The 25,139-nt window shown below is 66.5% G+C and carries 26 protein-coding genes; 13 read left to right on the forward strand and 13 right to left on the reverse strand.

Going from position 1 to position 25,139, the window contains the following annotated elements; translation table 11 throughout:
- Window positions 1-28: 28 nt before the first annotated feature.
- The gene (nrdF, locus tag FFS56_RS08385; protein ID WP_045263442.1) at window positions 29-1,006 is read left to right on the forward strand and encodes a class 1b ribonucleoside-diphosphate reductase subunit beta; all 978 of its coding nucleotides are present in this window, start codon (window positions 29-31) and stop codon (window positions 1,004-1,006) included.
- A gap of 842 nt (window positions 1,007-1,848) precedes the next feature.
- Here nrdF and FFS56_RS08395 read toward each other — a convergent pair.
- On the reverse strand, window positions 1,849-2,505 hold the full coding sequence (locus tag FFS56_RS08395) for a response regulator transcription factor (RefSeq protein WP_167480286.1): 657 nt from the start codon (window positions 2,503-2,505) through the stop codon (window positions 1,849-1,851).
- The gene (locus tag FFS56_RS08400) at window positions 2,486-3,772 is read right to left on the reverse strand and encodes a sensor histidine kinase (RefSeq protein WP_127012488.1); all 1,287 of its coding nucleotides are present in this window, start codon (window positions 3,770-3,772) and stop codon (window positions 2,486-2,488) included. Before FFS56_RS08400 ends, FFS56_RS08395 begins: the two co-directional genes overlap by 20 nt.
- A 285-nt stretch (window positions 3,773-4,057) precedes the next feature.
- On the opposite strand from FFS56_RS08400, the gene lanKC reads away from it, so the two are divergent.
- The 5 genes from lanKC to FFS56_RS08425 all read left to right on the forward strand — a co-directional run bounded on the left by lanKC (window position 4,058) and on the right by FFS56_RS08425 (window position 11,303).
- Entirely contained in the window at window positions 4,058-6,490 is a 2,433-nt protein-coding gene (gene lanKC / locus FFS56_RS08405; RefSeq protein WP_164734104.1) for a class III lanthionine synthetase LanKC, read from the forward strand.
- Window positions 6,491-6,637: 147 nt separating this feature from the next.
- Window positions 6,638-7,360 carry an ABC transporter ATP-binding protein gene (locus tag FFS56_RS08410; RefSeq protein ID WP_127012486.1) on the forward strand — a complete coding sequence of 241 codons (723 nt, stop codon included), beginning with the start codon at window positions 6,638-6,640 and terminating at the stop codon, window positions 7,358-7,360.
- Window positions 7,357-9,285 carry an ABC transporter permease gene (locus FFS56_RS08415; RefSeq protein WP_127012485.1) on the forward strand — a complete coding sequence of 643 codons (1,929 nt, stop codon included), beginning with the start codon at window positions 7,357-7,359 and terminating at the stop codon, window positions 9,283-9,285. Before FFS56_RS08410 ends, FFS56_RS08415 begins: the two co-directional genes overlap by 4 nt.
- 62 nt (window positions 9,286-9,347) lie before the next feature.
- Window positions 9,348-11,012, forward strand: coding sequence for an ABC transporter ATP-binding protein (locus FFS56_RS08420; RefSeq protein ID WP_249352968.1), 1,665 nt, complete (start codon window positions 9,348-9,350; stop codon window positions 11,010-11,012).
- Window positions 11,013-11,072: 60 nt separating this feature from the next.
- Entirely contained in the window at window positions 11,073-11,303 is a 231-nt protein-coding gene (locus FFS56_RS08425) for a hypothetical protein (RefSeq protein ID WP_046749764.1), read from the forward strand.
- A 33-nt stretch (window positions 11,304-11,336) separates the two neighbouring features.
- Here FFS56_RS08425 and FFS56_RS08430 read toward each other — a convergent pair whose 3' ends face one another.
- A complete protein-coding gene (locus FFS56_RS08430; protein WP_164734103.1) occupies window positions 11,337-12,347 on the reverse strand; it encodes a hypothetical protein in 1,011 nt (336 codons plus the stop codon).
- A 91-nt stretch (window positions 12,348-12,438) separates the two neighbouring features.
- On the opposite strand from FFS56_RS08430, the gene FFS56_RS08435 reads away from it, so the two are divergent.
- Window positions 12,439-12,939, forward strand: a complete 501-nt coding sequence (locus FFS56_RS08435) for a GNAT family N-acetyltransferase (RefSeq protein ID WP_113681739.1) — start codon at window positions 12,439-12,441, stop codon at window positions 12,937-12,939.
- A gap of 6 nt (window positions 12,940-12,945) precedes the next feature.
- Here the strand turns inward: FFS56_RS08435 and FFS56_RS08440 are convergent, their stop codons facing one another.
- A complete protein-coding gene (locus FFS56_RS08440; RefSeq protein WP_127012483.1) occupies window positions 12,946-13,557 on the reverse strand; it encodes an NAD(P)H-dependent oxidoreductase in 612 nt (203 codons plus the stop codon).
- Window positions 13,558-13,647: 90 nt separating this feature from the next.
- On the opposite strand from FFS56_RS08440, the gene FFS56_RS08445 reads away from it, so the two are divergent.
- Window positions 13,648-13,851: a hypothetical protein gene (locus tag FFS56_RS08445; RefSeq protein WP_046749761.1), complete on the forward strand. Its 204-nt coding sequence runs from the start codon at window positions 13,648-13,650 to the stop codon at window positions 13,849-13,851.
- A gap of 21 nt (window positions 13,852-13,872) precedes the next feature.
- On the opposite strand, the gene FFS56_RS08450 is transcribed toward FFS56_RS08445, so the two are convergent.
- The 4 genes from FFS56_RS08450 to FFS56_RS08465 form a co-directional block, all read right to left on the reverse strand.
- Entirely contained in the window at window positions 13,873-15,447 is a 1,575-nt protein-coding gene (locus FFS56_RS08450) for an amino acid permease (RefSeq protein ID WP_127012482.1), read from the reverse strand.
- Window positions 15,448-15,616: 169 nt separating this feature from the next.
- The gene (locus tag FFS56_RS08455; protein WP_127012481.1) at window positions 15,617-16,219 is read right to left on the reverse strand and encodes a GNAT family protein; all 603 of its coding nucleotides are present in this window, start codon (window positions 16,217-16,219) and stop codon (window positions 15,617-15,619) included.
- 8 nt (window positions 16,220-16,227) lie between these two features.
- The gene (locus tag FFS56_RS08460) at window positions 16,228-16,620 is read right to left on the reverse strand and encodes an ImmA/IrrE family metallo-endopeptidase (RefSeq protein ID WP_127012480.1); all 393 of its coding nucleotides are present in this window, start codon (window positions 16,618-16,620) and stop codon (window positions 16,228-16,230) included.
- Between the two features lie 44 nt (window positions 16,621-16,664).
- The gene (locus tag FFS56_RS08465; RefSeq protein WP_231589757.1) at window positions 16,665-17,039 is read right to left on the reverse strand and encodes a helix-turn-helix transcriptional regulator; all 375 of its coding nucleotides are present in this window, start codon (window positions 17,037-17,039) and stop codon (window positions 16,665-16,667) included.
- Window positions 17,040-17,133: 94 nt separating this feature from the next.
- Between FFS56_RS08465 and FFS56_RS08470 the strand changes: the two genes are divergently transcribed.
- Genes FFS56_RS08470 through FFS56_RS08480 form a run of 3 tightly spaced genes read left to right on the forward strand, consistent with a single transcriptional unit; the run spans window position 17,134 to window position 18,764 of the window.
- The gene (locus FFS56_RS08470; RefSeq protein ID WP_220151143.1) at window positions 17,134-17,364 is read left to right on the forward strand and encodes a helix-turn-helix transcriptional regulator; all 231 of its coding nucleotides are present in this window, start codon (window positions 17,134-17,136) and stop codon (window positions 17,362-17,364) included.
- A 50-nt stretch (window positions 17,365-17,414) separates the two neighbouring features.
- Window positions 17,415-18,344 (forward strand): aldo/keto reductase, encoded by a 930-nt coding sequence (locus tag FFS56_RS08475; RefSeq protein ID WP_127012479.1) that lies wholly within the window; start codon window positions 17,415-17,417, stop codon window positions 18,342-18,344.
- 39 nt (window positions 18,345-18,383) lie between these two features.
- Window positions 18,384-18,764: a PLDc N-terminal domain-containing protein gene (locus FFS56_RS08480; RefSeq protein ID WP_046749755.1), complete on the forward strand. Its 381-nt coding sequence runs from the start codon at window positions 18,384-18,386 to the stop codon at window positions 18,762-18,764.
- Here the strand turns inward: FFS56_RS08480 and FFS56_RS08485 are convergent.
- The 3 genes from FFS56_RS08485 to FFS56_RS08495 are packed head-to-tail and all read right to left on the reverse strand — an operon-like array spanning window position 18,761 to window position 21,047.
- Complete coding sequence (locus tag FFS56_RS08485; RefSeq protein WP_046749754.1) at window positions 18,761-19,747, reverse strand: DUF1731 domain-containing protein; 987 nt, start codon at window positions 19,745-19,747, stop codon at window positions 18,761-18,763. The two genes, FFS56_RS08480 and FFS56_RS08485, sit on opposite strands and share 4 nt — an antisense overlap.
- The gene (locus FFS56_RS08490) at window positions 19,744-20,376 is read right to left on the reverse strand and encodes a DUF4166 domain-containing protein (protein WP_052748845.1); all 633 of its coding nucleotides are present in this window, start codon (window positions 20,374-20,376) and stop codon (window positions 19,744-19,746) included. Before FFS56_RS08490 ends, FFS56_RS08485 begins: the two co-directional genes overlap by 4 nt.
- A 53-nt stretch (window positions 20,377-20,429) precedes the next feature.
- A complete protein-coding gene (locus FFS56_RS08495) occupies window positions 20,430-21,047 on the reverse strand; it encodes a TetR/AcrR family transcriptional regulator (protein ID WP_127012478.1) in 618 nt (205 codons plus the stop codon).
- 108 nt (window positions 21,048-21,155) lie between these two features.
- On the opposite strand from FFS56_RS08495, the gene FFS56_RS08500 reads away from it, so the two are divergent.
- Window positions 21,156-21,962 (forward strand): sugar phosphate isomerase/epimerase, encoded by an 807-nt coding sequence (locus FFS56_RS08500; RefSeq protein ID WP_137771912.1) that lies wholly within the window; start codon window positions 21,156-21,158, stop codon window positions 21,960-21,962.
- Window positions 21,962-23,086, forward strand: a complete 1,125-nt coding sequence (locus FFS56_RS08505) for a Gfo/Idh/MocA family oxidoreductase (RefSeq protein WP_127012476.1) — start codon at window positions 21,962-21,964, stop codon at window positions 23,084-23,086. Before FFS56_RS08500 ends, FFS56_RS08505 begins: the two co-directional genes overlap by 1 nt.
- 65 nt (window positions 23,087-23,151) lie before the next feature.
- Here FFS56_RS08505 and FFS56_RS08510 read toward each other — a convergent pair whose 3' ends face one another.
- Both FFS56_RS08510 and FFS56_RS08515 read right to left on the reverse strand, forming a co-directional pair.
- Window positions 23,152-24,135 (reverse strand): NYN domain-containing protein, encoded by a 984-nt coding sequence (locus tag FFS56_RS08510; protein ID WP_137771913.1) that lies wholly within the window; start codon window positions 24,133-24,135, stop codon window positions 23,152-23,154.
- A 2-nt stretch (window positions 24,136-24,137) separates the two neighbouring features.
- Window positions 24,138-25,124, reverse strand: coding sequence for a Gfo/Idh/MocA family oxidoreductase (locus tag FFS56_RS08515; protein WP_046749750.1), 987 nt, complete (start codon window positions 25,122-25,124; stop codon window positions 24,138-24,140).
- Window positions 25,125-25,139 lie beyond the last annotated feature (15 nt).

The following is a 25,139-nucleotide window of genomic DNA, read 5'->3' on the forward strand; positions in this document are numbered from 1 at the left end:
GGCCGAACCCCGAGGAACGACGAAGAAAATGACTCCCGAAAGACTCAAGCTGGTCTCCAGCGTGCAGGCGATCAACTGGAACCGTATCCAGGACGACAAGGACCTCGAGGTCTGGAACCGTCTGGTGAACAACTTCTGGCTGCCGGAGAAGGTGCCGCTGTCGAACGACGTGCAGTCGTGGAACACGCTCACCCCCGACGAGCAGCTGCTCACCATGCGGGTGTTCACGGGGCTCACGCTCCTCGACACGATCCAGGGCACGGTCGGTGCGGTGTCGCTGATCCCCGACGCGATCACTCCTCACGAAGAGGCTGTGTACACGAACATCGCGTTCATGGAGTCGGTGCACGCGAAGAGCTACTCCTCGATCTTCTCGACGCTCGCGTCGACGAAGGAGATCGATGAGGCGTTCCGCTGGTCCACGGAGAACCCGAACCTTCAGAAGAAGGCTCAGATCATCATGGACTACTACCAGGGCGATGACCCGCTCAAGCGCAAGGTGGCCTCCACCCTGCTGGAGTCGTTCCTGTTCTACTCGGGGTTCTACCTGCCGATCTACTGGTCGTCGAAGGCGAAGCTGACGAACACGGCCGATCTGATCCGCCTCATCATCCGTGACGAGGCCGTGCACGGCTACTACATCGGCTACAAGTTCCAGAAGGGCCTCGAGAACGAGACCCAGGCGCGTCGCGATGAGCTCAAGGACTACACGTTCTCGCTCATGTACGAGCTCTACGACAACGAGGTGCAGTACACGCAGGACCTCTACGACGGTGTCGGTCTGACCGAAGACGTCAAGAAGTTCCTGCACTACAACGCCAACAAGGCCCTGATGAACCTGGGCTACGAGGCGATGTTCCCCTCCAGCGTCACGAACGTGAACCCGGCCATCCTGTCGGCGCTCTCACCGAACGCCGACGAGAACCACGACTTCTTCTCGGGGTCGGGCTCGTCGTACGTCATCGGCAAGGCCGAGGCCACGGAAGACGACGACTGGGACTTCTGAGTCCCTGTGCGGCGTCACGCATCATGGCGCCGCCGCACGTTGAAGTTGGCGCTCGTCTTAGGACACGGCACTGATTCAGTAGTTGGTGTAAGAACCATTGAGAGTGGGGTGCGAGGGCGATGGCCAACGTAAAGCACCCCACTCCCAAGGATCTCACCAGTTCGTCGTGAGCGTGCGTGCGGCGATGGGGGAATCGAGCATCAGGAGTGTCGCCGCGGATGCGGGGATTGAGGAAGCGTCGCTCCCACGCGTTCTCTCCGGAGCCGCATGGGCACACTTTCGCGCGATAGTTCTGCTCGGGGAGTCTCTCGGAGTTCGCCTGTACCCGAAGTAGATCCCGTGGTCGTCGGAATGTCGGCCACCGTCGATAGCTCGGAGGCCCGTCACAGCTGATGCTCGCCCGCCCCGCCCTGTCTTCCCGACCGATGTTCGAGCGGAGGAGGCTACCGCTTCGCCCGAGACCTTGTTCGGTGAGCTGGGGGGCCGACGTAGCGGCGTGGGCGCATTGTGGTCTCACCAGACGGATCAGCTCCGCGGGTACCACCGTGACCACCTCACCGACGACGACGTGGCGCTCGAGCTTCCGACCGGGTCGGGGAAGACCATGGTCGGACTACTCATCGCTGAGTGGCGGCGACGGGAGTACGGGCAGCGGGTGGTCTACGCGTGCCCGACGAAGCACCTGGCAATCCAGGTCGCCGATGCCGCCGCGTTGCAGGGCATCAAAGCGTACGCTCTTGTCCACGGGCACAACGACTGGGACCCGCGGCATGTGATGGAATGCAATCTCGCGGCCCGTATAACCGGTGACGGAGCGGACACCGCAGCGACGTGTGATGGGCCTAGGGGGTTCGCGAGGCTTGTAGGTAGGTGAGTACAGCCTTGACGCGGCGGTTCTCGTCAACGGGACTCAGACCGAGCTTCTGGAAAATGCGCCCCACATGTTTACCGACAGCGGGATCGCTGAGTACCAGCTTCTCTGCGATGGCGGCGTTGGACTGACCGTCCGCCATCAGTACGAGCACTTCCGTCTCCCGCGGCGTGAGCGTGTCGAGCGGTCCGGGATGGGCAGCGCTGAGGAGGTGCTGGACGACATGAGGGTCGATAGTCGTCCCGCCGCCGGCGATGTTCTGCAAGGCGCCGGCGAAGTCGCGCACCCGATTGATGCGGTCTTTCAGCAGGTAACCGACAGCTCCTTCCGGCAGGGTCAGGAGGCGGCGCGCGTTCGTGTCCGCGAGGTACTGCGACAGCACGAGGATCGGCTGGTGAGGGTGCTGCTCGCGGATACGCAGGGCGGCCTGCAGACCGTCATCCTTGTTGCCAGGCGGCATGCGGACATCGGTGATGATGATGTCCGGCGCAAGCTCAAGGCGTGCGTAAGCCTCCTCGAGCTGTGGGGCGGTCTCGGCGGCCCCGACGACAGAGTGACCGATCCGCTCGAGTAGAGCGATGAGCGCTTCACGAAGAAGCGTTGAGTCCTCAGCGACCAGTATTCGCACGCGACGTGTCTCCTTCGTTGGGGAGGGGCAGTTCCATTCGCAGGACCGTGGGACCACCGGCAGGGCTTGTGATCCGGAGGCGACCGTTGAGGGCTTCCGCACGTTCGGAGAGCCCTCGAAGTCCCGTTCCGGCGCGTTCGTCGGCACCTCCGGTTCCGTTGTCCGAGACCGTGACGATGAACGACTTCCCATCCGCGCCGGTGCCGACGACGGCGGACGAGGCCGAAGCGTGCTTGGCGATGTTCGTCAACGCCTCCGCCACCAGGTAGTAGGCGGTGGTCTCGTAGGCGGCCGGAACGCGGATCCGGGGATTGCCCTCGAGTGTCACGCGGATGTTGCTGCGCTCTGCGAGTTCTTCTAGCGCCGCGCGCAGACCGTAGTCCGTGAGGACGGAAGGATGGATGCCCCGCACCGTATCGCGAAGGGTGGACATCGCGTGCTCCGCTTGAAGCTGAGCCTCATCGACGGCCCGCAGTAGATGAGTGGTGTCCGTGCCGCGCGCGGCGAGCTCATCGACTTCCAGTCCGATCATCCCGAGCCGGGCGCCAAGAGCGATGAGTTCCTGTTGCACGCCGTCATGCAGGTCGCGTTCGATGCGGCGGCGCTCCGCATCCGAGGACTCGGCGAGAGCGCGGCGGGAGTTGAGGAGTCGTTGCACGTTCGCATCCACGGCTCGGTTGTGCGGCCCGCACAAGAGTCGCAGCACGCATGATTGCCCGGTGGCGAGGCACGCGTTGATGTAGCCGAAGAGCACGAGAATGACGAGCGTGATCAGCGCGACCGGCCACCAGTTGGTGGAGGTCATCACACCTTCGGCGTCTCCGAAGAACTGAGTGGGCGTTGGCCCGGTGATGCCAGCGACAGCGACCATGCCGAGCGCGAGGAGGGTGACCGTCTCGAAGAACAGCACGATGAGGGCGATGAGTGCGAACAGCAGGTCCCATGCGAGGGCCAGCGTCTCCCGCCATGTCGCCCGTTCGGTGAGGCGGATGTTGATCCAGTGGTGACGTTCGCTGGCGTCGACGGTGGTGTGAGCGCTCGGCTGTGGGGCGAACCCCAGAAGGCTGGTGCGGCGACGCTCCAACGCTCCTAAAACCAGCGCCCAGAACGGGAGAAGAAGGAACGTGAAGATCACGAGGGGGATGAGCGCCGCGCCGATGAGAACGCTCAACACCAAGTAGACCAGTGCGCGCCATGGCCAACGGCTGAGGACGAAACGCCATGGAGGCAGCTTCATCGCCTCCCACACGTGAGCCGCCGTCGTCATGAGTCCAGCCTAGGGATCCTCTGCACCCGGCATCGTGAATGCGGGCGGAAGGTATGGCCAGCCCTACCTCGAAGAGTGGGGTAAGACCCATCGTGCCGGAGGCTGCGGCTCGGTTTCATAGACGCAGGACGCCGCCGACAGGAGGTGACCAGCCCACGAGGACGAAGCGGAAGGAGCGGTCATGGATCGTCGATTCTCGGCATTGCCAGTGCGCGTCGCTTCGGGGCCGATGTTGGTCGACGGGCTCAGCCAGAGCGCAGAGGCGTGATGTACCGGAATCGTTCGATGCTCCGACTCCAGCACTGCTCGCCCGGCAAGGGCTTCTATGAGCAGGCCACCTCCGCCGCGCCCTCTCGACGCTTCGCGCACCCTGTGCCGGGCTCATGGTCGACGACTCAGTTCGGGCCCTGGACGGTGCTCCACCCACTTGACGGCACTTCCCTTCCTCGCCAGGGATGGAAGATTCACATCAGCACCCGCCCCGGTAGGGCCCACGATGCGCTTCGTGTCGTCGCCGACATCTGCGTCGAGCGGAGCGTTCCCTTCAAGTACCTCTCGGACGAGGGGGAGCTGCAGCGTACGAGCATGAAGTACGCCAACCGCGGGTCGGCCGGCAAGTTCATCACGGTCTTCCCCCGCACGGATGAGGAGTTCTGCGAGCTTCTGCCGCTGTTCGATATGGCACTTCGCGGCTTCGAGGGCCCGTACATCCTCTCCGATGTGAAGTTTGGCGAAAGTCCGGTCTTCTTCCGCTACGGAGCATTCTTCATGGACCGTCTCGAGCACGCGGACGGCTCAACGGGGTATGCCATTCAGGCCCCGGATGGACAGAAGATTCACGACAACAGGGCGGCGGTCTTCATGCTTCCCAGTTTCGTTGAGCCGCCAGCCCTGATCCGTGAGCTCGTCGACGACCGGCTGAGCCCCGTTCCCGGTGAACTGGAGGAGCTTCTACAGCCCTACGTCGTGCGCTCCAGTCTGCATTTCAGCAACGCCGGCGGCGTGTACCTCGCCGACTCCGACACGGGCCAGGTCGTGTTGAAGGAGGCGCGGCGATGGTCTGCCTACAGTTCGGACTCCACCGACGCCACGGCACGTCTGCGAGACGAACACCGCGCCCTGACTGCGCTCTCACACGTTGACGCGGTTGTCGATGTCATCGACTACCGCGTCGTCGGCGACCACGAGTTCCTCGTCGAGGAGTACATCTCCGGTCTCACCCTGCAGTCATGGGCGGCGAGCAACTACCCGTTCAGCACCGATGCCACCGTTCTCAGCGCCTACGCCGCGAGGGCGGTGCCGCTTGCCCGGCAATTGGTTGCGGCGGTCGCGCAGATCCATGACGCTGGATGGAGCATCCTCGACCTGCAGCCCAAGAACATCCTCATCGACGATGACCGCGTCCGTCTGATCGACCTGGAAGCCGCTCGACCGTTGGACGCGTCAGCGGTCGGCAGCATCGGCACCCCGGGGTTCATCCCTCACGTGCGTACGTCGAATCGCGTCCGGGACAGGTATGCACTTGCCGCGGTGGTCCTACATCTCCTCTGGCCATCGCTCGCGGGAGCGTTCGACCCGTCTGTCCTGACGTACCGCGCGCGAAAGGTCGCGGAGCAGTTCCCTGCCGACGTCTCCGAGCTCGTCAATGAACTTGTCGACGCGGTGCCCGTGGACGCCGTAGCGACGTCGCACCCGTACCGACATACTCCGGATGGCGCGGCCCTGTCGGATACCCATCTCCTGGAGCAGGTGTGCGCCGGCATCGAGCGGGCTCGGCGGGACGGACAGCGCCGGTACCCGGGAGATGCGACGCAGTTCGCGGACGGCGCCGGCGCGCTATTGAACATCGAGACCGGCGCGACGGGGGTCATGCTCATGCTCGCGAGAGCAGGCCGCGACATCACCGAGGACCAGACCTGGCTGACCGCGCGCCTTCGAGAAGCGGAAGGCATCCCGTTCCACGGCCTGCTCCGCGGTACGGCCGGCATCGCAGCCGTCCTCGCCGAACTCGGTGACGCAGATACTGCCGAGATGCTCTTGCTTGCTGGGGCGTCAAGTCCGGACTCGGGGCTTGATCTCTCCGTGCGTAGCGGTCTGTCTGGCACGATCCTCGCGCTGTGCGACCTTGCCGCGGAGGGGGACAGCGTGGCGCGCAGCATGCTCGACCGGTACGCAGCCTCGCTCGCCGCCCGCATCACAGCCGCTGCGAACATGGTCAGCCCGCAGTCAGAGACAGGGAACGCCATCGGGGTGTTCGACGGGTGGGTCGGGGTCGGGCTAACCTGCCGCCGTCTCGCGGAACTGACGGGAGGCGACTCCTGGGATCGGTTGATGCACGTGTGCTTCCGCCGCGGCATCATCAGCATGAACGGCGGTCTCTTCCGAGGAACGGCGGGCATCGCCTGCGCGCTCCTACCCGTATCCACCGCGGGCAGCGAGCGGGCCCGGTTGATGGCGTTCACCGCCGACAGTTTTCTGTTCCGCGGCGACGAGCCGGAGACGTTGATGGTGCTCGGCGACAACGGTCACCATCTCTCCGCAGATTTCTCCACCGGAGCTGCCGGGTATGTTGGCGCGCTCCTCTCTGAACTCGAAGAGGACCCGAACCTTTGGTTCCCGGTGACTCTTCCCAGACCCTTTGACGATGACATGAAAGGGGGTGAACACAATGAGCGCATTGCGTTCTCTGCAGGGCCTGTCGAACGAGTCCGGGCCTGAGGTCGGTGTCTTCGGATCCGGCATCAGCATGTGGTGTGACGGCGACAACAGCGGTATCAGCATCTCCTGCGGACCGAACTGATACACGGACGTATGGGACGCGCGTCTATTCGCGTCCCACACGCTTCATCATCGAAAGGGCGAACAATGCTCACGGCGACTGGGCTCGGCCATACGTTCTCGAACGGGCGGGTGGAAACCCGCGCTCTCGACGACGTCACCTGCTCCTTCGAACCAGGGTCCTTCACCGCCATCATGGGGCCGTCAGGGTCAGGGAAATCGACCTTGCTGTACTGCCTCGCCGGCCTCATTCGTGCGTCAGTCGGGTCCGTGACGTTCGATGGCATCGAGCTGAGGTCCGCCAAGCAACGCCAACTCGACCTCCTGCGTCGCGACGAGTTCGGCTTCATCTTCCAGAGCTTCAATCTCGTCGAGGCTCTCACCGCACTGCAGAACGTTACGCTGCCCTCCCTGTTCGGGGGAGCGGCGATCCGCCGAGACGATGCAGAGGCCGCACTCGCGAACGTCGGGCTCGCCGAGAAAGCCAAGTCGTACCCGGCCGAACTCTCCGGGGGGCAGCAGCAACGGGTGGCCATCGCACGCGCCCTCGCGCAGACTCGGCGAGTCATCTTCGCCGACGAACCCACGGGAGCCCTTGACCGTAAGAGCGGATTCCTCGTGATGGATCAGCTTCGCCAGTTCCGCGAGGTCGGCACCGCCGTCGTCATGGTCACGCACGATCCGCAAATCGCTGCGTACGCCGACCGCGTCCTTTTCCTTGTCGACGGTCGCCTTGTCGACACGATGGAGAGCCCGAGCGCGGAGGCTGTCAGCTCTCGGATGACAGGTCTGGAAAGCGCCGCCCGATGAGCGTGGCTCAGCAGCTGCCTGTTTCCATGGCGTTCGTGCGTCAGCACCGCTCGGCGTACATCGGCGTCGCCATCCTCTTGAGCATCGCCACGGTCGTCGCTACCGCGGAGATGGTCCTGTTCACCGGCCTGGCGAGCGGGCAGGCGCTACGACTCGACGGGCTGTCCGAGTTCGATGCGCGCGTCGTACGCGCCGCGGTGAGCGCTTCTCAGGGCATCCTGCAGGTCATGTGCTTCACCACAGTGGTGATTGCACTCGTGCTGGTCTACTTGGGCTTCCGGAACATGCTTGCCCTGCGCAGGCGGGAGCTCGGTCAGCTCCGCCTGGCAGGAGCGAGTGTCCTTCGAGTCCGCGTCATGGTCACCATCGAGGCACTCGTTTTCGCTGTCATGGTTGCCGTCCCGAGCGTCATCGTCGGTGGCCTGCTCGCCCACCCGTTCTACCTGCTGCTGCGAAGCGTGGGCGTCTTCGGCAAGTCACTGCAGGTGAATTTCGGCTTCCCCATCCTGACATTGGTCGCCGTCGCGGCGGGGATGATCCTCTGCTCCATGCTTGCCGCCTGGTTGAGCTTGCGTACCAAGCAGACGAGCGATGTCCTCGCCGCGCTCTCCGCATCGTCAACCGGAGCGATAGGCAAGCGGATGAGCGCGATCCGGATCATCGTCGCGGGCGCGTCCATCATCGGGCTCGCCGCATTCCTGATCTTCATGCCGGACACCGGCAGCGAGAACCCCATCGCGTCCATCATCGTGCCGCTGCTCATCATCTTCCCGCTCGGAGCACTCGCACCCGTTCTCGTTCCCGTCGTCGCCCGAGCCCTGGGGTGGCTGCTCAGGCCACTCATCGGCGGGTCCGGCGTTCTGGTTGCCCAACGCGCCTCACGCGACTCGCAACGATTCGCATCCAACGTGCTCCCGCTGCTCATCCTCATGGGAGTGATGGGTGGCTTCGCCATCGGTGCGGGACCCGACCAGGCCACAATGCAGGCCGACTATGAAACGCAGCTCGACGCGGACCTCATCATCGAACCGCCCACCGTCATGGAAGCCGACAGCATCGCCGGTGCTGCCGCGGAAGAGCGGGGCGTCAACGGCGTGATGCGCTCCGCAGCGACCACTCGCCTCATTGAGAAGGGACGTGCTGACGGAACCTTCCTCACCGTGTTCAACTTCGTGGACCTCGACACGTACCAGGACATGTTCGACACAGAAGTGAAGTCCGGCGACTTCGACAGTGCCGGTCAGGCGGCTGTCGTCTCCACGCGGGAGAGCGACGACGTCGGTGACACCGTCACCGTGGAAGCCCCGAACGGGGAAACGGCAACGCTCACCATTGCCGCCGTCGTCACATCCCGGCTCTATACGGGGTTGCTGGTGGATTGGGAGATGCTAGACACCCTCGACCCGGAAGTGTGGGACATCCGCGTGTTCGTCAACGCGGGCACTGAGGCCGTCGACCGCGTGACGGCGACCGTAGACGGCGACGCCTCGACGATGACGAAAGACGAGTTCATCCAGACGCGGATCGCTCTGCGGCAAAGCAACGCCGCCACCGGCAACATCGCCCTCTTCGGCACCATCTACGGCCTCGCAATCGTGGCCATGATCCAGGGGCTCACGGCATCCGTCCTGAACCGTCGAGGCGAGTTCCGGCTGCTGAACCTGCTCGGGATATCTCGTCTGCGTACGGTGGGCACGCTGCTGTCCGAGGCGCTCGTTCTTATCGTTTCCAGCGGTGTGCTTCTTGCCGGGGCGTTCGCATTCATCGCCTGGCGGTACCTCGCTCAGGACCCGGCGCGTATGGGAACAGCAATCGGCGCCATCCCTTGGGCGGACATCACGCTCACGTTCGTCGCGTTGGCGTTCCTGTTCGCCGTCACCGTGCTCACCGCCGCGCTCGTCGCGACTCGAAGGACGCAACGGTGATCCGCAGCGCCGTGCTTCGAGGTTTCATCCGACGCCACCGTTGGCGCCTCGGCGGGCTTGTCGTGTTGTCGCTGGCAGGTGCTGGCCTGGGGCTTGCTCAGCCGCTCCTTCTGCAGCGGATGTTCGACGCGCTTACCTCCGCTTCCGTGCCAGTTTCTGCGGTGTTGATCCTGACGGCCGCAGTGGTCGCTCAGGCGCTGCTCGCCGGGGTGGAGTCCTATGCCCTCGCCTGCACAGCGCACGACCTCATCCTCGACCTGCGCACGCGGGTATCGAAGCAGGTGGTCTCCTTGCCGATGGCTCACGTGCAGCGCGTACCGCAGGGTGAGTTCCTCTCTCGCATGATCTCTGACACCGCCGCATCGGCATCCGTCCTGACGACCGGTGTGTTCAAACTGCTCGCCGCGGTCATCACGTTCGTCGTTGCCGCGGGCCTCATGGTGGCCATCGACCCGACGCTCTTCGCACTGTCATTGGTGATTACGGTCGTCGCCACCGTGCTGTCGACACTGATGGGGCGGTTGGTGCGCACAGCATCCGCCAAGACTCAGGCGGCCACCGCCACCCTCACCGGCAGTTTCGAACGCACTCTAACGGCTCTGCCCCTGATCCGCGCCTACGGTGTGAGCCAGCCGCAGCTCGACCTGGTCGCCGTGGACGCCGGGAATGTCAGACGTCATGCCATCCTCGTGGCCCGGCTGGGCGCGTACATGCAGCCGGTGATGACTCTTGCAACCCAGGCGCTTCTCATCATCACTCTCGCTCTCGGGGGTGTCCGCGTCGCTGAGGGCAGTCTGTCCCTCGGCGGGCTCATCGCCTTCATGATGTACCTAATGATGATGGTGGGTCCCGTGTCCCAGGTTGGCTCGACCTTCGTCAGTATTCAGACGGGACTCGCCGCTGTCGACCGAATAGACGAGATTGTCTCCGCGTCCACAGAAGAGGACGCTCGTGCTCAGCACACGCCGGTCGGGGGGAGCCGGGGTGACGGTCCATTGATGTCTCTGAAGAACGTCACCTTCGAGTACCCGCAGGCCGCGGCAGGACACGGCGCACAGATCGGCCCCCTCGACATCACGATCCGAGAAGGCGAGCACGTCGCTGTGGTGGGTCCGTCCGGCTCCGGGAAGTCCACGGTGTTCGCGCTCGTCGAGCGGTTCTACGAACCCAGTTCGGGCTCCGTCCTCCTGAACAGCACCCTGAGTCACGATGTCCCGCTCATCGAATATCGCTCCCATCTCGCGTGGGTGCCACAGAACTCCCCGCCGATTGGAGGATCCGTTCGCGACAACCTCGATATCGAACATCGCGGGCTTTCCGATGACGTACTCCTGGAGGCGTTGCGGGACGTGGGATTGTTCGACGGAGCAGACGCCGACATCCTCGACCGTCCCGTGTCTGTTTCTGGTAGCAATCTCTCGGGCGGTGAACGGCAGCGTCTCGGGGTCGCTCGTGCCTTGCTCTCTCATCGACGTATGCTGCTGCTCGACGAACCCACATCGAGCTTGGACGCCGTCTCCGCGGAGCGGCTGTCAGTGCTGCTTCGCGAGCGAGCGCGAGACACGACGATCCTCATGGCGTCGCATCGGCTCGCTGAAGTGAGGGACTTCGACAAGATCATCGTCATGGAGCGTGGCCGCATCGTCGATGTCGGACGACACGACGAGCTCCTCGACAGATGCGCGCTGTACAACGCTCTCGCGAAGCAGCAAGGAGTTCTGGCCTGATCTTGGGTTCAGATCGCGGACCGGACGGCCGCCATCGCCGAATCCGTCGGACTCCTCGCCGTGTTCACCGTGCTGCACTTCGCCACGGGCTGGGCCGGCGTGCCGATCGCGCTGTGGTTCGCGGCCGTCGCGCTCGCCGCCGGTGGCGTGGTGGGGCTCGTGCTGCGCGTCGACGCTCTCCCGTGGATCCGGACGCGACGCCGACTCACCTGGCGTGTGATCCGCCTGGCGCTCGGCGGGCTGGTGTCTGCGGTCGTGTTCGGACTCGGGGCGATCTCCGCCTTCGGATGACCCGGACGATCGACGGGGAGAGGAGCCGTGGCATCACTCGATCCCGCGGCTCCTCTCGTCGGCCAGGCGGGCGCGTCGATCCTCCTCACGCTTCGAGTAGGTGGCGGCGCGGATCGCGTCGTCGGATTCCAAACCCGTGCCCAGAGCCCCGCCGAGCGTCGCCGCCGATGCGACGAACCACGTGAGCACGAAGAGATCCTCGACGTCGACCGTCCGCCCGAGCGCTTCGCTCATCACGGTCGTATCGAGCACGAAGAGCGCCCAGGCCAGATTCACCACGTACAACGCCAGGTAGCAGATGATGATGCCGATGGTCAGCGTCAGGATCGTCGAGGTGTTGTAGAGGCGGGATCTCTCGCGCGCCTGTGTCGAGTCGTCGTCCGGGCGGTCCCAGAGCCTGCCGTCGATCACGATCCAGGCGATGAGGATCGCGATGGAGGCAACGGTCGCTGCCGCCAGGCGCCAGCCGGACAGCGAGATGGCGAGCGACCACACCGTCGGCTCGATCGTCGCCACGGCCCCGGTGGCCAGGGCTGCGACCAGCGCGGACTTGAGGCCGGCCGCGAGAAGCCACGGACGGTTCGCCAGCACCATGCCCCGCAGCACGCGCCCCCGGGCGCTGAGGCGGGGAAGCGGCAGACGCTGCTCCTCGGGCGAGGCGGGAGCAGCCATACCGCTGACGAGCCCGCGCACTGCGTGGCGGGCCCTGCTCTGCACCCGGTACCCGCCCAGCGCGGGCAGGGACAGCACCGCGGCCTGGCGTCGAGGATCGATCGCCGCCAGCAGATAGCGACCGTCGTCGTCGCGAAGCGGGAGCTCGGTGACGCCGACGACGAGGTCCCACCGGTTCTGCTCGGCGTGCGCGCGGAGTCGTTCGAGGGCGACGTCGACGTCTTCGGATCCGAGGGTGAACGGCTCGCTGAGGAGTTCGACGATCCAGCCGTCGGCCTGCGCCGCGAGCGGCGGTGTGAGATCGGTCATCCGACGTGCGACGACGGTGGGCGAAGCCGGGTCCGCCACGAGCCCCACTCGGATCGGCTCCATCTCCGCAACCTACACCTCTCCCGAGCACACCGCACGGGAGCGAACTGATCTTCGCCCTGTTGATGTCGGCGGCCCGTGGCAAGATCCGTGCATGGAAACCCTCAGACTCCGGACCTGGTCCGAGAACGACCTCGAGCTGCTGCATGCCGCCAACACCCCGGAGATGACCGCGCACCTCAACGGGCCGGAGACCGACGACCAGATCACGGAGCGCCACGCCCGTTACCTGCGCCTGGTCGCCTCCGGGGAAGCGCGGATGTTCGTCGTCGAAGACGAGGAGGGGATGTCGCTCGGGTCGATCGGCTACTGGCCGGTCGTGTGGAGGGATGAGCCGGCATGGGAGACCGGATGGTTCGTCCGACCCGAAGCGCAGGGGCGCGGGGTCGCATCGAAAGCCCTCGCCCTCCTGATAGACGACGCCCGTGCGCACCCCGAGCCGCGGCGGCTCCTGATGGCCTGTCCCGCGATCGAGAACTCCGCCTCAAACGGAGTCTGCCGACGTAACGGTTTCACGCTGCACGGCACGGTCACGGACCAGTTCCGTGGCGCCGAGATGACCGTGAACGAATGGGCCCTCGACCTCACGGCCTGATCGACGTCATTCCGCGGGGTACTTCTGCGCCTTGAGCAACCGCGCCAGGTGAGCGGCGTTCCTGGCGGCAGTGCTGATCGCGGACGCGACCTTCTCGGGAGTCTCCTCGAGGTCCTTGTAGTCGGTGGTCTGCATCGCCTCGCCGTTCCAGTAGACAGAGCTCTGCGCAGGCACCGTGAACCCGATGTCGTTCAGCGACTGGAACAGGATCGCCGCGATGTGGTGGGCGCCGTCCTCGTTGCCGACGACACCGGCGATGGCCACCTTGTCGAACAGGATGGGACGGTCGTCCTCGTCGGTCTCGCCGAGCTCAGCGTCGAGGCGTTCGAGCACGCGCTGCGCGACGCTCGAGTGCTGACCCATCCAGGTCGGCGTGACGAAGACCAGGATGTCGGCGTCGAGCACCTGCTGACGGATCCGCGGCCATTCGTCACCGTCACCCATGTCCTTCTCGACCCCAGGGCTCAGCGAGAAGTCGACGGCGCGCACGAGGTCGCCGGTGACATCGTGCTCTGCCAGGGCGTCGAGGAGTTGCGTCGCGAGGAGGTCGGAGCTGGACGACGCGGGAGACGGCTTGAGGGTGAAGGAGATGGCGACGGCGGTGAGGGGAGTGTTCATGCTCCGAGCACACCAGACCTCGAAGAACGTGCACAGGGGGTTTCCCAGTCCGGGCTATCCTGGTAGACGGCACCGACGACAGGAGATCCCGTGATCCTCAGCTTCCTCTTCTTCATGATCCTCTTCATCGGAGGCATCCTGCTGATGGGCATCTCCTTCGGGCTGCCGGCGTTCCAGGCGCTCGCCTTCTGCGGCGGTCTTCTGCTGGTGACCCTGGCCATGGCCTTCCTCCTCCGTCAGGGTGGCTCGGCCACTCGTCGCTCGAACAACTGGTCGGGCAACGCCACCGAGTAACCCCCGTGGCGCGTCGTCGCCTCAGGACTTCTTGCGCCGCAACGACTCCGCTGCCTGGCGCCCGGCGACGACCGGCAGGACGCCGGTGAAGCCTTCCCGTGCCCGGGCAGCCTCGGCGATCTTGTCGCGCGCGGCGAACCATCCGATGACGAGTGCCGGGACGAGCAGCACGAGCGAAGCCAGCACCCAACGCCCGGTCTCGGAGAACCCCATGGACACCAGCACGAACAGCAGGAACGCCAGGGTCAGGTAACCCGTGTAGGGGGCTCCGAACATCCGGAACGACGAGCGTTGCACAAGTCCTCTCTTCGCGAGCGCATGCATCTTCAGCTGGCACAGGATGATCGTCGCCCAGCCACCGATGATGCCGATCGCTGAGACCTCCAGCACGATCTCGAAGGCCTGCGAGGGCCAGAGGGCATTGATGCCGACCCCGATCAGCGTGATCGAGGCGGTGAGGAGGATGCCGCCGAACGGGACGCCGTTCGCGCTCATCCTCGCCGTGAAGCGAGGCGCCGAGCCGTTGACGGACATGGATCGCAGAATGCGACCAGTGGAGTAGAGGCCCGCATTGAGGCTGGAGAGCGCTGCGGTGAGGACGACGAAGTTCATGACCGACCCGGCGACCGCTCCGGTGTGCGGCGATCCGATGTGGGTGAAGAAGGTGACGAAGGGCGACTCCCCGGCCTTGTACGCGTCGAACGGCAGCAGAAGCGAGAACAACAGGATCGAGCCGACGTAGAAGACGGCGATCCGCACCACGACTGTGTTGATGGCCTTGGGCATGACCTTCGCGGGCTCTGAGGTCTCACCGGCGGCGGTGCCGACGAGTTCGATCGACGCGTACGCGAACACGACACCCGAGATGGCGAGTATCGGGGCGAAGTAACCCATCGGGAACACGCCGCCGTTGTCGGCGATGACGGCGATCCCGGTGACTCCGACATCCGTGGTGCCGTTGAAGATGATGAAGCAGGTCCCGACCACGAGGAAGACGACCAGAGCGGTCACCTTGATCATCGCGAACCAGAACTCCATCTCGCCGAACAGCTTCACGCTGACCAGGTTGAGCGACAGCACGACGACCAGAGCGACGAGGGCGATGAGCCATTGGGGGACGACCTGCAGCGGCTCCCAGTACTGCGCCCAGAACTTGACGTAGAGCGCGGCGGCCGTGACGTCGACGATCGAGGTCATCGCCCAGTTCAGGAAGTACAGCCAGCCGCTCGCGAACGCCAGCTTCTCACCGTAGAACTCTCGCGCGTACGAGACGAAGGAGCCCGAGGAAGGGCGGTACAGCACGAGTTCGCCGAGCGCGCGGAGGATGAGGAACGCGAAGAAACCGCAGAGGGCGTAGACGAGGATGAGCGCAGGGCCGCTGGATGCGAGACGTGCGCCCGCACCCATGAACAGCCCCGTGCCGATCGCGCCGCCGATCGCGATCATCTGGATCTGGCGGGGCTTGAGTGTCTTGTGATACCCCGCCTCCTCGTTGGAGAAGTCTGCGACCGCGAGGGTGCGATCACCCGTGAGCTCGCGCTCGTTCTCGCGTGCGTCTTCGGGATCGAGGGGGACGCGGGATGTGGGGTCGGCCATGCGATACCTCTCCGGGCGAAGCGACGCGGACGCGATCTGCGCCCGACCTCCTGTGCGAATTCCGGCACAGGCTCCATGAATCATGGCGGCGATCGCGTTCGAGGACACGCATCCGGCGAGGATTCTCGCGCAAAGTACCGGTATGGGATCCGGCTTCCCGATGTCGACGTCAGCGTCGTCTGGCGAGTCTCGCCTCGAGGTTCGCCCTGACAGCAGGCCACTCCGGTTCGATGATCGAGTACTCCACGCTGTCGCGCAGCGCGCCGTTGCGGTAGCGGCTCATCGCCCGCATGACCCCGTCCTGCTTCGCGCCGAGGCGCTCGATCGCCGCCCGCGACTGGAAGTTGACCCACTGCGTGGTGAGGCCGACGCGGAAGACTCCGAGGGTCTCGAAGGCGTGACGCAGCAGCAGCAGCTTGGACTCGGCGTTCGTGCCCGAGCCGTGCGCGGACGGTCGATTCCAGGTGAAGCCGATGTGCAGTCGGGGTACGTCGGCCACGATGTCGTAGTACGACGTGAGCCCGAGGATGCGACCGTTGGTGTCGAAGGTGGTGAAGGGGACCATCTCGCCCTTCTCGGTGAGGCTGATCCGTCGCTCGACCTCCGCCGCCACGCCATCGGGTGCGGGGACCGAGGTGTACCACGCCGTCTTCCAGAGGCCATCCTCCTGCACGGCCTCGATCAGTCCGTCGATGTGCGATCGATCGAGAGGTCGGAGTTCCACGAGCTCGCCGGAGAGGGTGACGGGGGCGGGGGTGACGAGGAAGGCCATGCCGATATTCAACCAGCAGTGACGAGGGGCCTCTGACGCAGCAGGCGCTGGTAGGCCTCGACCAACTCGATGGTGACGTCCAGCTCGAAGGCGAGACTCGCGAGGTGCGGCCCGCGCACCTCTTCCGCCTCGGCATACGCCCGCGGCGTGATCAGGCGGGACGCCGCCCATTCGTCGGCCTGACGCTCCTGCTGCGTTCGTGTGGCCGATGTCGTCGGGGGGAAATGGCCGAGGCAGGCGTGCCCCAGCTCATGGGCGAGCACGCTGCGGGTCGTGCGGGCGCTCATCCCCGGAGCGAGGCGGATCGTGCGCGTGGTGGGGTCGTAGCCCCCGCGGGTGCGGCCGGGCCGCTCGACCACGCGCACCCGCTGTGCGTCGGCGAGGTGGAGGAGCTGGTGCATTCTCTCCTCCTCGTGACGTCTCGCGGACGGAAGCCGGTATCGGCCTACTCGTAGAGGTCGTCGGTGTCGGCGTCGTGCCGGACGCCGGATTCGAAGGCGACCTCACGGCTATCTTCGCGGGGGCCGGCGACATCGGGGGTGCGCCGGATCGGCGTGATGCGCGCTGTGGTCTCGCCGTCGGCTCTGAGGCGCTCTTCCGCGCGGGCGAGCAGGACATGGGGCTCGACGCCGAGGTCGGCGCAGACCGCGTAGACGACGGGTACCGGGATCGCTCGCTTGCCCGTCACGTAGTTGTCGAGTGCACTTCGGGCGATGCCGATGCTGCGCGCCATCGCGGCGATGCTGCTCCGCGAGGCGGCGATCTCCGCGCGCATCTGGCGACCGACGGCCTCGTTGAACTCCTCTGCAGGTGTCTTCACCCGGCTCACCATAGCAGCGCGACGACGCCAGAATGCCGCCATTCTGGCCCATTCGACCCCCATGCGTGTCCGTTCGTGGCGCTAGTGTAGGCGTATGGGGACGGAATTGCGTCATTTGCTGGCATCGGAAGTCGACGGAGCACGGTTTCACGCCGGGGTGTCCTTCTCCGAGCTGTCGGAGCGTTCGGGTATCGGCCCTGACGCCCTGGGGGAGCTTCTCGACGGCAGGGAGGACTTCACCGTCGTCGACCTCGTGCGTATCGCCGATGTGCTCGGCATCCCGGTCACCGCGCTTCTTCCGGGAGCGGCAGGCGACGACTCCTGACGGTTGCTGTGCCGGACCGCCGTGTCCGTGCCTGGCGATAGCGTGGGGGCATGAAGACAGTGTCGTTCGGATCGTCCACCGCCCCCGCCGTGATCGCCGGCATGATGCGCATCGACGACAAGGACGACGCGCACATCCGCCGCCTCTACGACACGACGAGGGCTGCGGGCATCGACTTCTTCGACCATGCGGACATCTACGGCGGCAGCATGCACCACTGCGAGTCGCGGTTCGCCGAGGCGCTGCAGCTGACCTCTTCCGAGCGCGACGAGATCGTGCTGCAGACGAAATGCGGCATCGTGCCCTCGCAGGGGATGTTCGACTTCTCCTACGAGCACATCGTGGCCCAGGTCGAGGGTTCGCTCGCTGCTCTGCGGACCGACCGCCTCGATGTGCTCCTGCTCCACCGCCCCGATGCGCTCGTCGAGCCCGAGGAGGTCGCCCGCGCGTTCGATGACCTGGAGAGCGCGGGAAAGGTCAGGGCGTTCGGCGTCTCGAACCACACCCCGCGTCAGATCGATCTGCTCCGCACCGCAGTCCGGCAGCCGCTGGTGGCGAATCAGCTCCAGCTGTCGATCACGCACGCACCGATCATCGCGCAGCCGGTCGCTGCCAACATGGCCGGCTATGACCAGAGCCTGGTGCGCGATGGCGGCGGCATCGTGGAGTACTGCCGTATCAACGGGATCACGATCCAGGCATGGTCGCCGTTCCAGGACGGCTTCTCGCACGGGGTGTTCCTCGGCAACCCCGCCTACGCGGAGCTGAACGCCGTGATCGATCGCCTCGCGGCGGTGCACGACGTCACCCCGATCGCCATCGCGACCGCCTGGATCACCCGCCACCCCGCCGGCATGCAGGTGGTCCTCGGAACCACGACGCCCGAGCGGGTGCGTGATGCGGCAGCCGGTGCCGATGTCGCGCTCACCCGACCCGAGTGGTACGAACTGTTCCGTGCCGGCGGACACCTGCTTCCGTAGACCCCTGCGGTCCGTCGCGGCGTCGTCTACCCTGAACTCATGTCGTTCCTGTTCTCGCTCCTCGTCATCGCCTTGATGATCGGCGCGCTGATCGACATCATCACGCGGGACAGCTCGCTGGTGAAGTTCCTGCCGAAACTGGCGTGGATCATCATCGTGATACTGCTGCCGCTGATCGGTGGCCTGCTCTGGTTCGGTCTCGGCCGCGAGTACGGGGAGTCCGGCATACAGATGCCGCGGATGCGACGAGCTGAGCGGCCCGCGGCGCCGACCGACGTGCGTCCGGCGCCACCGAGGGACACGAGAACCACCGAGCAGCAGATCGCGGATCTCGACCGTGAGATCGAGGAGTGGCGGTTGCGCCAGGAGATCGAGAAGAAGCGCGGGGCCGACGGCGACGCGCCAGCCGGCACCTCTTAGGCGGCCGGCAGCCCCTGATCTACCGGCAGGAGGTCGAAGGACTCGCGGATCGCGTCCTCCAGGAACGGATATCGGAATTCGAAACCGGCCGCTGTGAGCTTCTCCGGCAGCACCCACCGGCTCTTCAGGATCAGCTCGGTCTCGGTGCGCATGCCGATGGCTCCGAGCTCCAGCATCCATCGAGGCATCGGAACCCCGATCCGCGCTCCGAGGGCCCGCCGCACCGTCCCCATGAACTCGACGTTGTCCACCGGATGCGGAGAGGCAGCGTTGACGGGGCCCTCGAGCGCCGGATTCCGCTCGAGGAAGTCGATGATGCGCGCGACATCCTCGATGTGCACCCAGCTGAAACGCTGGCGGCCACGACGCGCGCCGGGGAGATGTCCCGTGCCCGCAGCGCGCCGAGCCGCGCTGACCGGCCATCGTCCGTCGTACTGGGACCCGCCGAGCCCGAACCGCGCCAGGTCTCTCACCGGGCCGAGCACGCCGCCGTGGCCGAGCACGATCGTGCTGCGCAGGGCGACGCGGCGGGTGGCGGGGAGCTCGTCGGCGAACAGCGCCTTCTCCCACGCCTTCGCGACCTCGACCGAGAACCCACTGCCGACCTCGCCCGTCGATTCGGTCATCGGACGATCCTCCGCGTGGCGATAGATCGTCGCCGTCGAGGAGTTGATCCAGAGCGCGGGAGGTGCGGAGGACCGGGTGATCGCGGTGCTCAGCGACGCGGTGGTGTCGAGGCGGGAGCGGAAGATCTCCGCCCGGTTCTCTGGGGTGTAACGGCAGTTGACGCTCTTGCCGGCCAATCCGATCACGAGGGCGGCACCGTCGACGGCGCGATCGATCTCCACCTGATCGCCCCAGCGGATGTCGGCGCCTGAACGCGAGATCGTGACGACCTCGCGCCCCTCCGCGCGGAACCGGGGCACGAGGAAGCGCCCCATGAACCCGGTGGAACCGCCGATGACGACCCGTCCTGTGCTCATGCGGTCTGCTCCTTCTCGTGATGCTGGATGCGATAGGCGAACTCTCCCCGATACTCGTACAGGCGGCCGAGGAACGGCGCATCGACGGTCAGGGCCATGCGCTGCCGATCGAGGTCGTCGTCGAAGCGCTCGGTGAGGCGGATGACAGGTGCCACGGGCCGGGGGATCCGCACCCGGAGGCGACCGAAGCGAAGTCCGACGGCTCGGCTCGTCAGGTGCAGTGCGCCCTGACGTACCTCGACGTCGAAGCAGACGGCGAGGAGGCCCGGTTCGCCGAGCTCGTCGACGACGCGGCCATGGCGGGTGAGTGCGACGGCGTCTCGCATGGTCCACGTGCCACGGCCGAAGAAGAAGGTCCGCTCACTGAGCGCTCTGGACGCGATGGTGCGGTTCTCGACGCGGAACGGCACCTCTCGCTCCCACCCCGCAGCGACCACGCCGCGTCGTTCGAGGACCCGGAGGAACGGCCACAGCCATCGACGCGGAGTGCCCACTCGCTCGAACACCCCCTCGCCGACGCCGGTCGTTCCGTCCGGGATCGGTGCGAAGTACAGGCGCAGTCGGGGGTGCAGGTCGGCCATGCGCTCGCCGAGTGCTCTGACGTACGGGGACTGCGGCACGGGCGTCACGGTTCGAGCCTAGCCTCGGCTTCGCATCGCCCCGCACCGCGGTCCACCCGTCGTCAGGCTCCTGGTCGCAGCAGCCGATCGAGCAGGGCGAGCGCCTCGTGCTGAGGAGCGGACTCGTCGAGCAGCCACTGCGTCTGCAGGCCGTCGGACGCCGCCACCACCAGGGCCGCGACCGCATCAGCGTCGAGGTCGTCGCGGATCCTCCCCTCCTCCTGCTGGCGTCGGACGACGTCGGCGAGTCGGGCGCGGAGGCGCGTGAAGCGAGCGGTGGCGAACGTGCGCGCCGCCGGATGGCCCTCCTCGAGCGCCGTGGCGACGAGCGTCGAGTACAGCTGCACGAGACCGGGTATCGCACGGTTGAGCCGCGCGGACTCGATCATCATCTCCACCGGCGTCGCGTCGGGCGGGGGAGAGCTCGGTTGGCGCGACGGTACGGTGCTCTCCTCGTAGACCGCGACGAGGAGCTCCTCCAGGGAGCCGAAGTAGTGGGTGAGAGCCGCGTGCGTGACCCCGACCTCGCGCGCGATGGCCCGCAGGCTCGTGCGGTCGGCGCCACGTTCGGCGAACACCTCGATGGCACGGTCGAGGATCTCCTGCCGACGGGCGATCCCCTTCGCGTAGGCCCCGCGCTGCCGTGGAGGCTCCGGGGGTTCGGGGGTGTCGAGGGGCATGAGGGCAGTCTAGCGATTCAAAACTTCCGCGTGGAGGTATTTGGTGATAGCGTGCCTGAACGGGACACCGGTCCCGCCACGTCACCGATGACCGAAGGAGCACGACCGATGACGATTCGGACTTCCCTGCAGCTGTTCACCATCAAGGACGAGCTGGAGGCCGACCTCGAATCCTCCCTGCAGGCGGTGGCAGCCCGCGGTTTCACGGCCGTCGAGCCGTATGACTTCGTGCGACGCGCCGAGCCCCTCGCAGCCGCGCTCACCGCCGCCGGTCTGGTCGCCCCCTCCGGACACGCCTTCCTGGCGTCGCCGTCGTTCGTCAACCCCGACGGCAGCGGCACCACGGTGCCCGTCCCCTCCCCGGCCGAGGTCTTCGCCGCGGCGAAGGTGCTCGGCATGGACACGGTCATCGACCCCTACACCGAACCGGCGCGTTGGGAGTCGATCGAGCAGATCGAGGAGACGGCGCGACTGCTCAACGAGGCCGCGGAGATCGGTGCGGCCGTCGGTGTGCGGGTCGGATACCACAACCACGCCCACGAGCTGGAGGCCGTGTTCGACGGCGTCACCGGCCTGGAGGTCCTCGCCGGGCTGCTCGACGACCGCGTCGTGCTCGAGGTCGACCTGTACTGGGTGGCCCGTGGCGGCGTCGATCCCGTCGCGCTGCTGGAGCGTCTGGGCAGTCGGGTGATCGCCGTGCACGCGAAGGACGGCACACTCGACCCCGCTCTCGCGGGAGCGTATCCGCCCGCCGATCAGGTGGCCGCCGGTGAGGGTAACGTCCCGCTGATCGAGGCCATCGCGGCAGCGCCGGCGCTGGAGCTCGCGATCGTCGAGTTCGATCACTACGAGGGAGACCTGTTCGACGCCATCGAGCGCAGCCGGGTCTACCTCGACGAGAAGGTGGCGGCCTGATGGCGGTGGGCGTCGGCATCATCGGTGCCGGGAACATCAGCGACCAGTACCTGTCCAACCTCACGACGTTCCCCGACGTGCGCGTCGTCGCGATCGGCGACCTGCTCGAGGAGCGCGCCAAGGCGCAGGCCGAGAAGTACGGCGTGCCTCGTGCCGGCGGTGTCGACACGGTGCTCCAGGATCCGGAGATCGACATCGTCGTGAACCTCACGATCCCGGCCGTGCACGTGGAGGTCTCCGAGGCGATCATCGCGGCGGGGAAGCACGTCTGGACCGAGAAGCCGATCGGTGTGAGCCGCGAGGAGTCCCGCGGCCTGCTGCAGAAAGCGGACGCGGCGGGCCTGCGCGTCGGCGTCGCCCCCGACACCGTCCTCGGTCCTGGCGTGCAGACGGCGAAGCGGGCGATCGCGCGCGGCGACATCGGGCGTCCGCTGTTCGCGCAGACCACGTTCCAGTGGTCGGGGCCGGAGATCTTCCACCCGAATCCCGCGTTCCTCTACGCCAAGGGCGGCGGACCGCTGCTCGACATGGGACCGTACTACGTGTCGGCTCTCGTGCACGTGTTCGGGCCTGTCGCCTCGGTCGCAGCACTCGGACTGCAGGGCTCTCCCACGCGCCGGGTGCAGGTCGGTGAACTCGCAGGTCAGGAGTTCCCGGTCGAGATCCCCTCGACGCTCAGCGTGCTGATGGCGTTCGAGGAGGGTGGGCAGGCGCAGAGCCTGTACAGCACCGACTCACCCGTCGTCCGCCAGGGCATCGTCGAGATCACCGGCACCGAGGGCACGATCGTGATCCCGGATCCGAACACGTTCGGCGGCGCGATCTCGATCACCCGTCCGCTTACACGTCTGTTCATCCCGCCGGAGCCCGTGCAGCAGCAGATCATCGACGTCGAGCAGGAGGGCGTGCTGTCCGGTCGCGGCGTCGGGCTGCTCGACATGGCGCGGGCGATCGCCGCGGGGCGTCCACACGTCGCCACCGGCGAGTTCGGCTACCACGTGCTCGACACCCTGCTCTCGATCGAGGAGGCCGCCGAGGCGCGGAGCTTCGTCGAGGTCGAGAGCACCCTCGATCAGGTGGGGTCGATCGCCGCGGACTTCGACCCGTTCGAAGCCACGCTCTGACACCGGCCGTACGTGGCGGCCAGGAGCGGATCACCGCGTCCTGGCCGCCACGTCGCGAACCACTCTCAGGGCTCGAGCAGGCGGACGAGACGCTCGTGCCCGGTCTCCTCGAGTTCCGCGATGTCGTCGCGGGACTTCAGGAAGTCGGAGAACGACCGGTAGCCGAGTGCCTTCTCGCTGAACGACGGGTCCATGCGACGCATATGCGTCTTGACCGCGGAGCTGTGCAGCCACTCGTCGGCGTCGGCCTTGTCGTGCCCCAGACGGAGCGCGCGCTCCAGCAGCTGCGTCGCCACCTCCTGATCGTCGACCTTGTCCTCGACCCGCACTTCCTCCGCCTTCGGGGCGGCCTTGGAGCGCGATCGCTTCGAGGCGGCCTTCGGCTTCGAGGCGGTCTCCGTCACCGTCTCGGCGACAGCCTCCGCCACCGGCGTCGGCGCCTCGACCGCGGGAGTGGCCGCGGCGGCGACCGGCTTGGAGGGGCGCACGACACCGGGCAGCGAGTCGTACGACTCGAACTCGTCGCACGCGGCGGCCAGCGACTTGGCTGTGGAGCCAGACACCCCGACGCCGATCACGTAGCGGCCGAGGCGCTTGCAGCGCTGAGCCAGGGGCACGTAGTCGCTGTCCCCCGCGACGATCACGACGTGGGTGAGATCGGGGAGGCGGAACATGTCCTCGACCGCATCCACGGCGAGCCGGATGTCGGCGCCGTTCTTGGCATACGCCGCGGCGGGGAACAGCTGCACGAGGTCGACAGCGCGGGCAACGAGCTGCGAGCGGTACACGGCGTTGACGGGGGAGGACCAGTCCGCGTACGCGCGGGTGAGCACGAGCGTGCCGAACGAGGCCGCGTAGTCGATGATGGCGCCGACCTCGATCATCGCCCGGCTCAATCGCTCGGTGACCTCGGGGTCGTTCGGGTTCTCGCTGATCCGCTGACGGTCCTTGCCGTAGGCGTTGCGACCGTGCACCCGGTCGTACCAGGAGATGACGATGTTGTCGAAGTCGAGGTAGACGGCGACGCGGGCATCGGTGGTCTCGGCCATGCTCACACCTCCTCGCGGGGGTAGCGGACGCCGATCTGCGCCCTGATCTCGTCGAGGGTGCCCATGATCGCGACGCTCTCGGCGATGGGCAGGATGTCGCCCGCGAGGGTGCCTTCGCTCACCAGACGCTCTGCGGCGAGCGCCTGGAACTGCATGCCACGGCCCTCGACCTCGGAGGTGTAGCTCTCCTGCACCGTGCCGTCCGGCAGGACGAGGCGGAACGTGGTCGGGCTGTACCAGACGGTGTCGATGTCGATGCGGGCCGCCGTGCCGATGATGCTCGCGACGTTGGGGCCTGCAGCCCGCGACGACGAGAGGCTGGTCGAGACCGCACCGCCGTCGTGGGTCATGACCGTGGCGACCTCGGAGTCGGCTCCCGTCTCGATGAGGCGGCCGACGGCGCGGATGCTGGTCGGTGCGCCGAGGATGTCCCAGATGAAGGAGATCGGGTAGATCCCGAGGTCCAGCAGGGCGCCGCCACCGAGTTCGAGGGCGTTGAGCCGATGCGCGGGGTCGGAGGGCAGCAGCTGGGTGTGATCGGCGCTCACGGCCCGGATCTCACCGAGGGCGCCGTCGGCGATGAGCTCGCGGATGCGGACCATGTGCGGCAGGTACCGCGTCCACATCGCCTCCATCACCAGCAGACCGCGCTCGGCGGCGAGCGCCTGCAGGTCTTCCGCCTCGGCGCGGTTCAGGGTGAACGCCTTCTCGGCGAGCACATGCTTGCCGTGCTCGAGGGCAAGGCGGGCGTTCTCGTGATGCATCGGGTGCGGTGTCGACACGTAGATGATGTCGACATCGGGGTCCGCGACGAGGTCTTCATACGAAGAATGCGCGCGGGGGATGTCGAAGCGGGCGGCGAACGCGTCGGCCGACTCCTGTGACCGGGATCCGACGGCCACGAGGTCGAGCCCCGCGGTTCGCAGATCGGACGCGAATGCGCCGGCGATTCCGCCGGTCGCGAGGATTCCCCACCGAAGACCTGTCATGGTCTCAGCGTAGGG

The sequence above is a fragment of the Microbacterium sp. Beta genome (assembly GCF_005502545.1).
Taxonomy (GTDB): Bacteria; Actinomycetota; Actinomycetes; order Actinomycetales; family Microbacteriaceae; genus Microbacterium; species Microbacterium oxydans.